Annotated in this window: 9 protein-coding genes; 7 read left to right on the top strand and 2 right to left on the bottom strand. The window is 63.5% G+C overall.

What is annotated here, in order from left to right; all coding sequences use genetic code 11:
- Window positions 1-7 precede the first annotated feature (7 nt).
- From K5L94_RS11575 to K5L94_RS11565, 3 genes are all read left to right on the top strand, one after another.
- Complete coding sequence (locus K5L94_RS11575) at window positions 8-688, top strand: hypothetical protein (RefSeq protein WP_274510451.1); 681 nt, start codon at window positions 8-10, stop codon at window positions 686-688.
- Window positions 689-829: 141 nt separating this feature from the next.
- Window positions 830-1,258: a DUF3693 domain-containing protein gene (locus K5L94_RS11570; RefSeq protein WP_274510450.1), complete on the top strand. Its 429-nt coding sequence runs from the start codon at window positions 830-832 to the stop codon at window positions 1,256-1,258.
- Window positions 1,259-1,910: 652 nt separating this feature from the next.
- On the top strand, window positions 1,911-2,663 hold the full coding sequence (locus tag K5L94_RS11565) for a hypothetical protein (RefSeq protein WP_274510449.1): 753 nt from the start codon (window positions 1,911-1,913) through the stop codon (window positions 2,661-2,663).
- A gap of 130 nt (window positions 2,664-2,793) precedes the next feature.
- Here the strand turns inward: K5L94_RS11565 and K5L94_RS11560 are convergent, their stop codons facing one another.
- Window positions 2,794-4,464, bottom strand: coding sequence for an ABC transporter ATP-binding protein (locus tag K5L94_RS11560; RefSeq protein ID WP_274510448.1), 1,671 nt, complete (start codon window positions 4,462-4,464; stop codon window positions 2,794-2,796).
- 172 nt (window positions 4,465-4,636) lie between these two features.
- On the opposite strand from K5L94_RS11560, the gene K5L94_RS11555 reads away from it, so the two are divergent.
- From K5L94_RS11555 to K5L94_RS11540, 4 genes are read left to right on the top strand one after another with little or no spacing between them, the layout of a single operon-like run.
- Window positions 4,637-7,021, top strand: a complete 2,385-nt coding sequence (locus tag K5L94_RS11555) for a TonB-dependent receptor plug domain-containing protein (RefSeq protein ID WP_274510447.1) — start codon at window positions 4,637-4,639, stop codon at window positions 7,019-7,021.
- A gap of 9 nt (window positions 7,022-7,030) precedes the next feature.
- Entirely contained in the window at window positions 7,031-8,494 is a 1,464-nt protein-coding gene (locus K5L94_RS11550; RefSeq protein ID WP_274510446.1) for a DUF3526 domain-containing protein, read from the top strand.
- Window positions 8,491-9,849 carry an ABC transporter permease subunit gene (locus K5L94_RS11545; protein ID WP_180878348.1) on the top strand — a complete coding sequence of 453 codons (1,359 nt, stop codon included), beginning with the start codon at window positions 8,491-8,493 and terminating at the stop codon, window positions 9,847-9,849. The genes K5L94_RS11550 and K5L94_RS11545 overlap by 4 nt, the downstream gene beginning before the upstream one ends.
- A 12-nt stretch (window positions 9,850-9,861) precedes the next feature.
- On the top strand, window positions 9,862-10,572 hold the full coding sequence (locus K5L94_RS11540) for an ABC transporter ATP-binding protein (RefSeq protein ID WP_053449737.1): 711 nt from the start codon (window positions 9,862-9,864) through the stop codon (window positions 10,570-10,572).
- On the opposite strand, the gene K5L94_RS11535 is transcribed toward K5L94_RS11540, so the two are convergent.
- Window positions 10,569-12,410, bottom strand: a complete 1,842-nt coding sequence (locus K5L94_RS11535) for an asparagine synthase-related protein (protein WP_274510445.1) — start codon at window positions 12,408-12,410, stop codon at window positions 10,569-10,571. The genes K5L94_RS11540 and K5L94_RS11535 overlap by 4 nt on opposite strands.
- Window positions 12,411-12,412 lie beyond the last annotated feature (2 nt).

Raw genomic sequence — 12,412 nt, 5'->3', positions numbered from 1 at the left:
GGGAAGAATGGACAAGTGGTACTCGCGAAAGATTGAGGTTCGAGACGTCCTTGTGTCGTGCCTGGTAGCTGGCGGGCTTTCCGCCACGCTTAGCTGGCTGATCTTTGCGTGGGCGGACGGCACCGAAAAGTTTCCTTGGGGCAGCCTTGGAGACTGGGCTGCAGCAATTGGCACATGGGTTATCGGCTACGGAGCCTGGAAGTACGCCGCAGCCACATTTGTGCTGCAAAGCCAGCAGCTTGAGCAGGCTGACGAGCGGTCCCGCCGACTGCGTTCCGCGCAATTGCGTGGCACTGAGACTTGGGCCGGACTGCTGATCAGGCCACTCTTCCACATTAATGAAACGCTCAGAGGCGCTGACAAGAACGGCGCCGTAAGCCTTGGAACGCTTTGCGGAGCCATCGCCGGCACTCGGAACCTTGTTGCAGTAGTTAAGTGGGACGACCCTGCATGGGATGTTCTCGGCGACGACGGAGTCGAAGCAAAAATCTCGGCGCTCACCGTTGCGCGCAACTTTGACCTGCTGTGCGCCGAATTTCTCAAATGCCACTACGGAAAAGAGCGGATGGCAGTTGTCAATGAGATCGGAGGACTGAGGGGAGTACTCACCGGCTGTATGGAGCTCGACAAGGCCGGACGCGCGATCGCTGCTCTTGCCGCACGTGCCAAGGCGGAATTTGAGAGATGAGTTCCTCAACACTGATCCCCTGCCCCAACCCCCAAGAGAACCCGCCAGCGGCCTTGGGGTGCCGGTGGCGGGCGTCAGATACGCATCTGACGCGGAGGATGTAAGCTGATCGCCTGACGACTTGTCAAACGAGTATCTGACATGACCGCTATTGCCGAACTGCTGGATCAGGCGCGTGAGCGCTGCAATTTCAATTCAGACAATGAGTTAGCAACGGCTGTGGGCCTGAAACGGCAGACGATCCACCAATGGCGGCACAGCCTTGCGCCCATCTCAGATGAGCGAATTGCGCAAATCTGCGCGATGGCGAAGCTGGATGGTCCCCACTGGACGGCTCAAATTCACGCCGAACGGGCGCAATCCCCTGCCGAGCGCGCCATGTGGAAATCGATGTTGGACAGGTTGAGCGCGGTCGCCGCCGTGTTGGCGCTGGTAGTGTTCACAGCACCCGGCGCCGCCCGCGCTAAAGCCATTGATTCACAAGGCTTTTCCGGCTCCGATCAGCCGCATTCTGTATATTATGTTCCAAGCATCTTGGCCCGGCCGCCACCTGGCCGTGGTGTCCGCTGATTGGGCAGCTTCGATCTCTTGGCGCAGCTGTTTCTCAAGGCCCCTGTGTCGTTCGGATGTCCTGCTTGGCTGCGTCAGGAGTACCTCCATCTCTGGCCGCGCGCTACCAACACCGCTTCACGTCCGATTCTCGACAGATCTGACGTACTTGGTCCAGCCTTCCCGCTCAGATTTTGCTGTCTCCAGGGCCGCGGGGAGCCGCACGCCAAATTGCTGTCTCGCTGCCTCGGCTCGATCGGCTCTCCGAAGCCCGGTGTCCCGTTGCTCGGCGAGCTATGAGATCTGCAAACGGATCTGATCTTCAGTGCATCACGCTGGGCAGCCACCAACTGCTCACTCAGCAAGCTCTTGATGGTCGGTTTCACCAGGTCACCAGCCAGAGGGTCATAAGGGTCGGCGAGTCCCCCCAAGTGAGCCCGGATCTGCTCGACGGTCGGGCACTCGCACTTGGCCAGCAACTGATCGGCGGCGGCGTGAACACCAGATTCGGTAATGCCGCCGGCCATGCGATGTCTCCTGTACCGGCGCCCTACTCTGCTGGTAACGTACTCGCGATAAGTGATGAGACTCCACATCAAAAGGGGGCGTTATGGGGGCTGAGATATGGATTATTGAGTCGCTGAGACCGGGTGACCGGACCACAGGCAGCCTCTTGTCCAGCAAGATAAAAAATAGCGACGCAGCCCTCACGAGGCAGCTTAAGGTCAAGCTTCTCACCCCGAAAAGCCTGAAGGAGTTCAGTGACTGCTTGAATGATGTACTCCAGTCAGCAGCTGCTGGAAATCACCCAATACTTCATATCGAAGCCCACGGCAACGAGAACGGGCTCCAACTTACGAATGACGACTTGATCGATTGGCCCGATCTCTCGGTACCGTTGGCCAAGATCAATGACATGATGAGGGGGTGGCTGGTGGTGACTGTCGCCGCCTGCTCAGGTGGTCACATGGCACGAACTGTTCTCAATACCGCCCGTGCTCCTTTCTTCGCTTTGGTTGGTCCGCCAGAGGAGATTGAAGAAGACGTTCTTCTGAATGACTATACGGAATTCTATATCGAGTTCTGCAAGACCCGCTCCCTCACCAAGGCAATGTGGGCTCTTAATTCGTTCGGGGCTTCCAAGCGGAACTATTTTTTTACAACGCACAGAAGCTGTTTTGTCCAACTTTTTGAGGAGAGGATCACGGAGAAGATTTCCTCAATGGAGCGATCACAGCGGATAGCCAGACTCGCATCCACGTTGGTAGCGGCGTCAGCAACTCCGGAGGAAATAAGTGCTGCGCACCATGCCGCTACAAAAGTCGTGGACAACCCTACAGAGTCCGCATTCCGCGCGTGGCGTCAGTTCGTGTTCGCTGACAAGTACCCAGAGAATTTGGACCTCTTCCCTTTTCCGTTTCCTTGATCGGACGTCGTCTGCTTTGTAGATCGAGAGCCAGATCAGAACGAAACCTGCGCTCGCACGCCCACAGTGTTGCCGGAATCCGGCCCCTGCGCGTTGCCGACCTTGTTGTCGGTTTTCCAGTGAACGTAGTTCAGCATGACGAAGTCTGGTTTCGATCCCCCATAAGGTCGATGACCTGATCGGCTGCGGTCACAACGCTCCATCGATGGGTGATGGCCAATACAGTCACCTCCTTGGCCAATTCGCGAACGTAGGCAATGATCTCGCGCTCCGTCGCCTCGTCCAGCGCCGAACTGGCTTCATCCAGAAGCAGGATCGCAGGCTCGCCATAGAGCGCACGCGCGATCGCGATGCGCTGCCGTTCGCCGCCGGAGAGTTTCAGCCCGCGCTCGCCCACCGTGGTTTCAAAGCCCTCGGGCAGCGCGTCGATCAACGCCAGGATCGATGCCCTGTGGGTGGCGAGACGCAACCGGGCATCGTCGCGGGGGCGCCCCAACAGAATATTGTCAGCCAAGCTCTCGTTGAGGAGGATGACATCCTGGGGAACCACCGCGACGGCGGCATGCCAGGCGGCACGTTCGATCTGGGCCAGGTCGGTGCCATCTATCAAGATCCGGCCGGCCTGGGGCTCGATCGACTTCAGTGCCAGCTTGAACAGCGTCGACTTCCCTGCCCCGGTCTCCCCCATCAGGAAGTTGATGCCACCGCGCCCGGCGTGGAAGGACGCATCGTGGACGCCGCGGCCATTGCCGTAACGATGGCTGACATGCTGGAACTCGATCTGGCCGCATTCTCCGTGGAATCGGCCGGCGTTCTCGGCCTGCCGTTCTTCGGGTGCCGCCCACAGCGCCGACAACGGCGTCAGCAGGGTCCAGGAACGGGCGACGTCATCGATCGAGCGCGCGATCATTTCAAAGGGCATGTTGAGCTGCAGCAACAGCAGGTTGAACAGCACGATATCGCCGACGCTCAGGTGGCCGCTCTGGTAGCGCGGGAGCAGCAGTGCGAAGGTGACGATGAACTCGACCGCCAGGCAGATGCCCAGCAGCGCGATGAAGCCGATCCGCTGCAGCACGTACGCGCGCCAGCTGTCGCGGACCTGCTGGGCCTTCTGCTCGAAGCGCTGGATCATCCAAGTGCTGCCACCGAACTGCCGCAGCGTCTCCATTGCGTTCATCGCATTGCCTACGAAGCGGGCATTCTGCTGGCCCGCCTCGACCGCCGACTCACGATGAATCCGCGCACGGCGGGTGGCGATGGCCGAAAGCGTGATGGCAACAGAACCATAGCCCAGCACGATGACCACCACCTGCAGGTTGATCAGCGCCCCCAATGTCACCAAGGTCAGCAGGATCTGCAGTGCACTGGGGATGAACACCACCAGGCCGAGCTGCACCACGATCTTCAGGGCATTGCGCCCCTTCTCGCCGGCCACCTGCAATTCGGCTGCGTTGTAATCCAGGAAGAAGCTGTGGGTCTTCTTCAGCAGGCGCGCGAAATAGCGGGTGCTGGTGATGAAACCCAGGTTCTCGCCACTGAGGAACGACAGGTACTGCACGGTGTTCTGCAGGATGCTGGCGGCACCGAGCATCACCGCGTAGAGCAGGAACCATGCCGCCAGTTCACGCAGGTCTTCCGCGCTGATGCGGTCGATCAGGCGCGAGAACAGATACGGCGCTGCCACCGTGGCCAGGCTGGAAAGCACGACGCTAGCGGCGATCAACAGTAGCAGCCTGCGATCAGCCTTCCAGTACGCGGCAAGGATCTCGGTGACCGGCGGTGGCAGCGCGAACGTTCTCATCAGCGTCGGTCAGGCATTGGTGCAGTAACTCCCGTGTGGCGGTGCGCCTGCCCTCGCCTCTGGCCACCGCAAGAGGCGTCGCGCATCTCGAATGATATGATATAACATCGCCATTGAAGGCGCGATGGCTCGTGCCGCAGACCAACATCTGATGAGATCGATGGACCGGGGCATGAACAACGCATCCACCGCCAGGCCGGCGGCACTGGTGGTCGCCAGCCTGGCCGCCGCACTCCAGCTCAACGCTCCGGCAATGGCGCAGGACGCCGGCGCTCCCGCCAGCCCTGCCCAGGGCGACCGGCGATCCGACACCGCCACGCTGGACAAGGTGATGGTCATTGGCAGCAACATCCGCGACGCCATTGGCGGCGGTGCCTCCCCGGTCATCGTCATCGACCGGGAGGCCATTGATCGAAGCGGGGTGCCCTCGTTGCAGCAGCTCTTCGAGAAGCTGCCGCAGAACTTCGGTGGCGGCGCCAACGGCGCCAATGTCGGCAACCTCGGCGTCGACCGCGACACCGGCAACAACTTCGGCCAGGGCACTGCCATCAACCTGCGCGGCCTCGGAACGGGCACCACGCTGACGCTGATCAACGGCCACCGTGTGACCTCCTCGAACCGCTATCAGTACGTCGACATCTCGCTGATTCCGCTGAGTGCCATCGAGCGCGTGGAGATCCTTACCGATGGTGCCTCTGCCATCTACGGCACCGACGCCGTCGGCGGTGTGGTCAACATCGTTCTGCGCCGGGATTTCACCGGCTATGAGACCTCGCTCCGCTATGGCAGCGTCACCCGCGGCAACATGGACGAGTACCAGGCATCACAGTCCGCCGGCTGGTCCTGGGAGGGGGGCCATATGATGGCCAGCTACGAGTTCCTGAAGCAGGCCAACCTCGCTGCGGTCGACAAGGACTTTTCCCGGAACGTTACCGTCAGGCCGTACGACATCTATCCCGGATCGAAGCGGCACAGCCTGTACCTGGATGGCGAGCAGGAACTCAGCGATGTGCTGACGCTCAACCTGACCGGCTCCTTTGCCAGGCGCGAGATGGACACCACCATTTCCGGAACCGCCGACGAAACCCGCCTGTTCCCGCATACGCGGCAGTTCGATGTGTTCGCCGGCCTTACCCTCGAGCTTCCGCGCCAGTGGCAGGCACGCCTGAACTCCGGATTCGGCAGGAGCGATGTCTCCTACGAGAGAACCACCATCTCGGGCAGTTCGGTCAGCACCGCACCGCCGACGGATACGAATTCCGAATCGCGCTATCTGGAAGTGATTGCCGACGGCGAGCTGTTCAATCTCCCGGCCGGCGGCGTGCGCGCGGCATTCGGTGCGGGCTACCGCCGAGATGGCTATGAACTGCTCGACCACCGCGGCCTTGAGAAGCCGCTGGATCTGCAGCGTACGATCCGCTCCGCCTTTGCTGAGCTCAATGTTCCGCTGCTCGCAGACACGCCTGGCGTTCGTCGCCTGTCACTGACTGCGGCCGCACGCTACGACGACTACAGCGATTTCGGATCCACCCTCAATCCCAAGCTGGGCCTGCTGTGGGAGGCGATGGAAGGACTTTCATTCCGCACCAGCTACGGCCGCTCCTATCGTGCGCCGGTCTACCAGGACATGCAGCTGAACAACACCGTGGTGGTGGCCAAGGTACCCAACCCGAGCGCGGCCAGCGGAAGCACGGTGCTGATGATGCTCTCCAACGGCAACCCGGATCTGGGGCCTGAACGTGCCAAGACCTGGACCGGCGGCTTCTCGTTCGCGCCCCCGTCACTGCCGGGCTTCAAGGTTGACGCGAACTACTATCACATCGAGTATGCCGACCGGATCGGCAGCGGCTTCGGTGGCAGCTTCCCGTCGTTGTTCCTGCAGTCCACCGCGCCCTATGCGGACCTGCTGACCGTCAACCCGACGCCGCAGCAGATCCAGCAGGCGCGCCAGCTCGGCGCCTCCGGCCTGGGCCTGTTCGTATCGCGGGCAGGCCCTTATGCCCTGGCGCCAGGTACCGATGAAACCAGCAGCGAGGTCATCCTCGACAACCGCTTCCGCAACAACGCGTTCACTTCCCAACGCGGCGTCGATTTCAATGCCTCCTACGACTTCGACGCCGGCCAGACCCGCTTTGCGTTGAACCTTGCCGGCCAGTACATCATCGATTCCAAGCGCCGCGTGACCGCCACCTCGCCCGAGGTCGACGCGGTGAACACGGTGTACTTCCCGGTCGACCTGAAGGTGCGCGGTGGCCTCGCCATGAGCCACCGGCAGGTCGCCGGCGGGCTGTTCGTGAACTACGTGGACAGCTATCGCGATCCCGCCAACCGGGCCGACCCCCACGTCAGCTCGTGGACAACGGTCGACCTCAATCTCAAGTACGACTTCAGCGACTCTGCCGGCGCCGGACAGGGCACCTCGCTGGCCTTCAACGTGCAGAACCTGTTCGACAGGAACCCACCCTTCATCGTCAACAGCATCAACACCGGTTTCGACCCGACCAATGCAACGGCGCTTGGCCGCTTCCTGTCCATGACGTTGACCCATCGCTGGTAGGGCCCCGCCATGAGCGATGCCTCCCCCGCCTTCTCCAGATCCGCATCGGCCCTGCGCCAGACCCTGACCGTTGCCGCGACCCAGCTGAAGCTGATGTGGCGCGAGCGGCGCCTGTTGTGGCTCGCGCTGACCCTGCTGCTGCTTGCGGGGGCGTCGGTTACCACGGGGGCAGCACGGCTGGCCCAGCAGGCCCAGGAGCGCCAGATCGTAGCGGAGCAGGAGGCCGGGCTGTGGGACAGCCAGGGCATGATCGATCCGCATGCCGCCGCGCACGTCGGCCGCGCCATTCCCGCACCTGTGCGGCCGCTGGCGGCGCTTGACCCGGGCATCTCGGATTTCGTTGGCACGTCGGTGTTCATTGAAGGCCATGCGCAGAACCCGGCCCGGCACCGCCCCATCGACGCCGGCGCCGCGCTCAGCCGCTTCGATGGCTTTTCCGCAGCATGGACGCTGCAGGTCGTGGCACCCCTGCTGATCATCCTTGCCGGATTCGGCAGCCTCTCCGGCGATGTTGCCCGCGAAACCCTCCGCCAGGAGCTCGGCAGTGGCGCATCGGCCCATGTGCTGATCGGTGGCCGGCTGATCGCGCTGGCGACGGCGTCGCTGCTGCTGGTCCTCGCCCTGCTGGCGGTCAGCCTTGCGGGCATGGGCGGACACCTCCTCGGCACGGCCGACATCATCGCGCTCGTTGCGATGGTCGCGGCGTACACGCTTTATCTCCTGGTGTTCTGCGCCATCACCATCGGCGTCTCAGCGCGCTTCAGCGCAGCACGCACGTCCCTGGTGGTGCTGCTCGGCTTCTGGGTGGTGGCCACCCTGCTCGCGCCACGGGTGGCCCCCGCGCTGGCCGAATCGCTGGATCCCACGCCTACTGCACCCGCGTTCCGGGCGGCGGTCACCGAGGACGCGGAGAACGGTGCCGATGGCCACGACCCAGCGGACAAGCGGCTGGACGCGCTCAGAGCAGAGATGCTTGCACGCTACCAAGTGAGCGACGTGGACGATCTCCCGGTCAATTTCCGCGGTGTGGCGCTGGAGTTCGCTGAAGCGAATTCCAGCGAGACTTACAATCGCCACTTCGAACGCATCTACACCGCCTACCAGCGGCAGGAAACTACGCAACGCGCCTTCGCGGCGTTGTCCCCCACCCTCGCGCTGCAGGCCGCGTCACGGGCACTGGCCCGCACCGATTTCCCTGCACATCTGGCCTTCCTGCGGGGCGTCGAAGACTATCGTTACCGGCTGATCCAGGCACTCAACCTGGAAGTGAAACAGCACAAGGCAGCGAACGGCAGCAAGCATCTGGCCGATATTGCGACTCTTACCCGCTCCGTGGTGTACAGCCCACGGCAGCCGTCGCTGGGCCAGATCGCCGCGGCACAGTCGGTGAACGTCGCCATTCTGCTGGCCTGGGTGCTGCTGGCGCTGGGGCTGGTGCTTACGTCAGCGCGGCATCTCGGGAGTGCCCCATGAGCAGCCTGTCGATCGCAGGGCATGAGATCCGTCGTCTGCTGCGTGACCGGGCCTTGCCAGTGCTGCTTGGCCTGCTGGTGGTGCTGGCGGCCTATGCAGCCTGGAATGGCAGTGCATGGGTGGGGCAGCGCGAGGCTGCCATTGGCTTGATCCACGCGGAAGAACAGGATGCCAGGGAGCGCAGCCGGGGGTTCGTTGGCAAGGCGCCGTCGGTACTGCCCCGGGTCCAGCCGGTGCTCCCTCCCGCCCCGATGGCGGCCTTGTCGATTGGGCAGGCCGAAGCCTACCCCTATACCGCCGACGTGGTTGCGCTGGGTGACCGTACCCAGCTGCTCAGGCATGTGTGGTCCGACATCGGCAATCCCGCCGTGCAGGCCGCTGGCCGATTCGATCTGGCCTTCGTCGTTGTGTTCCTGCTGCCCTTGGTCATCCTGGCGGCCACCTTCGACCTCTGGTCGCGCGAACGCGAACGCGGCATCACAGCGTTGGTGTTGTCACAGCCCATCGCGGCAGGGCGACTGATCGCGGTGAAGGCATCGGCCCGCGGCGCCATCGTGCTGCTGCCTGCACTGGCCATCGTCGTTGCCGTTGCCGCTGGGTCGGGTGCAACAAGCCCTTCGGGCCTGGCCGTGCTTGCCCTGATCGTGCTCGCCTACGGCAGCTTCTGGCTGGCGCTGGCGGTGCTTATCGGCTGTTTCGCCCGGCGCACCACCGAGGCCGCCATCGCCGCCGGCGCACTGTGGCTGCTGATCGTGGTCATGGCCCCGTCGTTGATGCTGGCAGCGGTGAACCTGATGGTTCCGCCGCCCTCACAGATGCAGCTGGCCACCGCGCTGAAGGCGCAGCTGGCCGACACTGCCCGCCAGCAGCAGCTGCGCCACGCGGCAGAACCACCCGCCACGCGTTCGCCAGCGCCGCGCATTGCCGATGCCGTACGAGTGGTCTATGCCGATCTTGTCCAGGCCGATCAGGTCATCGCCCCCTTGATCGCCGCCCATGCAGAGGCAGAGGATGCGCGGCGCCAGTCACTCGACCGGGTGCGCCTGCTGCTGCCGTCGGTAGCGGTGCAGGATGCACTGGATCGCCTCGCCGGGTCGGACGCCGACCGTGCGCTGGCGTTCCAGCAGCAGGTTCTCGCCTACTGGCAGGCACGTCGGCAACTGCACAAGGACTATCTGGACCGTGACATGCCACAGACGCTGGCCGAGTATGACGCCCTGCCCCGTTTCGAATTCCAGGAAACAGCGGGTGCCCTGCAACGCGGTGTACTGATCGACCTGGCCGCACTGGCCGTGGCCACCCTGCTACTGCTGATCGCGGCCGGGTTGCTGCGGCGTCGGCTGGGCACTCCCTGAGGTACATCACATATGCTGACTGCAACGCATCTTGTCAAGGAACACGGCACGCATCGGGCGCTGGATGATGTGAGCTTCACAGTGCGCCCCGGCGAGATCTTCTGCCTGCTGGGCGCGAACGGGGCCGGCAAGTCGACAACCATCAAGCTGTTCCTGGGCTTCCTTGAACCTACCTCCGGATCCGCCGAGGTTGATGGGCTCAGTGCCTGGCAGCGGCCACAGCAGGTGCGCCGGCGCCTGTTGTACATCCCGGAGAACGTGGCGCTGTATGACGAACTGACCGGCTATGAAAACCTGGATTACTTCGCGCGGCTGGCTGCGGTGGAGCAACGTTCGCCCGCACGGCTGAAGGACGCGCTCAGGTCCGCCGGGCTGGCGCCGGAGGCATTCGGGCGGCGCGTCGGGTTCTACTCCAAGGGCATGCGCCAGAAAGTGGGCATCGCGCTGGCCATCATCAAGGAAGCCGGGGCGTTGCTCCTTGATGAACCGACGTCCGGCCTGGACCCGACCGCTTCGGCCGAGTTCCATGAGTTGATCGTGCGCCAGCGTGACCGAGGCACGGCGATCCTGATGGCCACCCACGATCTGTTCCGTGCCCGCGAAGTGGCGACGACCATCGGACTGATGCAGGCCGGCAGGCTGCGCAGGACGCTGGATGCCAGCACGATCACCGCCAATGATCTTGAGAGCCTCTACCTTGAGGAAATGAGCCGGAGCGCCTAGGCCACGCCGACCGCAGGCACGCCGGGTCGGCCCATCCAACGCCTGAGCCAGGCTTCGATGTTGACCTGGGGGCCGAAGATACCCAGCACCTGGGATGAGTGATCCGGGCTGACCCGGCGGATACCCGCGTCGGCCGATGCGCTGTCGATGTAGCCGCGCCGCGCCAGCAGGCCGTCCACCAGCAGGCCCCTGATGAACTGCTGATGCCGCTGGGTGACGGCGACCGAGTGATCGTCCAGGTAGCACTTCACCTTGCGCGAGAGCAGGGCCTGCGGCAGCAGGCCCTGCAGTGCACGACGCGCGATCGTCCTGTCCTCCGCGCCGGCCATCAGCAGGTGCAGCGGCAGACGGGCAAAGAGTTCGACCACAGGCTGTGCGCTGAGCGGTGACACCCCGTGCCAGCGCCCTGCGCCCTCGAACGGATCGAGCACGCTGGTCGGGAAGATCATGCGCCCGATGTGAGCCAGCTTGTGCGGGGAGAGCCTGTGCCCCTGTGCTCGTGCATGCCGCAACCAGGCAGGCGGCGTGCCATCCTGTTCAGAAGCATCCACCTTCACCCATTCGCACGGGTTGCCCCAGCGGCCATTGATGCTGCCTGGCCTCTTCAGCACGCCATGGACGAAGGCATCCTTGAATACCCCGTACAACGAATCGCCCGACTGCGCGGTTTCGAACGCAACACGGAAGAAGTCGCGGTCGATCCCCCGCCGCCACGCGTAATCGATGGCAGCGGCATTGCCTTTGAAGCGCAGGAAGACCGCATCGCCGCCGACACCGGTGAACTGCACCGTATCTGCGTCGAAATCCACGTCGCGCCGATGCAGCAGGTAGCCCGAGCAATGTGCAGGACGAGCGGTTCGCGGGAAGTCCATGATTTCTTCCAGCGAGCAGTGCGGCTGCCGCTGGTACTGGACGAACTCGCAGCTTCGCCCCGAGGATTCACGGGCACCGGCAATGGCCATGCGCGCGAACATCCGCTCATCGGCACCAATGCCGGCATCGTAGTGATGGACGCACTTCACTTCCGGTGAGGAGGGCGCATGCAGCAGGCCGGCGAGGACAACGGAGGAGTCCAGCCCGCCGGACAGCTGAAGCTGGATGCATCGATGCTGGCTCGCCAGCGCACCGATGCAGCCCAGCAACGTTGCGCGTGCCAGCTGCACGGCCTCCTCCAGATCTTCGATGGGCGCTTCACTGGCCTGCCGCACCACGTCCCATTGATAGTGCCGGCCAACCGGCTGGCCATCGCGGATCGTCACCGCCTCGCCCGCCTCCAGGGCGACGACCTCCTCGAATCCTGTCTGAAGGCCATCACGGAACGGGAACAGCAGCGAATAGGACAGGAACGACCAGTCGACGTTGAAGTCACCCAATCCCAGCAGCAGGCAGTCTTCCATGTTCGAAAAGACCACCGTCAGCTGATCGGCCGTGGTCATGTAGCACGGAATCTCCGCCGTCGGGTCGCGCAGCACGAACCAGCTGGCGGTATCCGGCTGGTAGCCCAAGGCCACGTAGCGCCCCCAGTACTGCTCCACCAGGCTCCTGCCCTGCGTACTGCAGGCGGTCGTGCCCGCGGCAGCATCGGGAACTGCCTGGGCGGGAACGGTATCGGCGCCGAACACCTTGTGGAACAGCTTGCCGAGTACCACCAACGGGCCGGACCGGCTGTACTCGAAGTAGCCAGGGTTGTCAGTCTGGGCATAGATGGTACCGCCGCTGCCCTTCATCACGCATGCGATTCCGGGGCGGCCCACCTCGATCCGCTCCATGGCCTGCAGGGCCTGCGCACGGGCAGATTCGGAATGATCGTTCCAGAACACAGCGACATATCGGTACATGG

It is taken from the genome of Stenotrophomonas forensis, from assembly GCF_028752115.1.
Lineage (GTDB): Bacteria > Pseudomonadota > Gammaproteobacteria > Xanthomonadales > Xanthomonadaceae > Stenotrophomonas > Stenotrophomonas forensis.
This window is presented reverse-complemented; position numbering and strand designations above follow the sequence as displayed.

Coding starts and splice junctions, on each gene's coding strand:
- K5L94_RS11575 (WP_274510451.1), top strand. CDS start 8: ATGGACAAGTGGTACTCGCGAAAGATTGAGGTTCGAGACGTCCTTGTG.
- K5L94_RS11570 (WP_274510450.1), top strand. CDS start 830: ATGACCGCTATTGCCGAACTGCTGGATCAGGCGCGTGAGCGCTGCAAT.
- K5L94_RS11560 (WP_274510448.1), bottom strand. CDS start 4,464: ATGAGAACGTTCGCGCTGCCACCGCCGGTCACCGAGATCCTTGCCGCG.
- K5L94_RS11555 (WP_274510447.1), top strand. CDS start 4,637: ATGAACAACGCATCCACCGCCAGGCCGGCGGCACTGGTGGTCGCCAGC.
- K5L94_RS11550 (WP_274510446.1), top strand. CDS start 7,031: ATGAGCGATGCCTCCCCCGCCTTCTCCAGATCCGCATCGGCCCTGCGC.
- K5L94_RS11545 (WP_180878348.1), top strand. CDS start 8,491: ATGAGCAGCCTGTCGATCGCAGGGCATGAGATCCGTCGTCTGCTGCGT.
- K5L94_RS11540 (WP_053449737.1), top strand. CDS start 9,862: ATGCTGACTGCAACGCATCTTGTCAAGGAACACGGCACGCATCGGGCG.
- K5L94_RS11535 (WP_274510445.1), bottom strand. CDS start 12,410: ATGTACCGATATGTCGCTGTGTTCTGGAACGATCATTCCGAATCTGCC.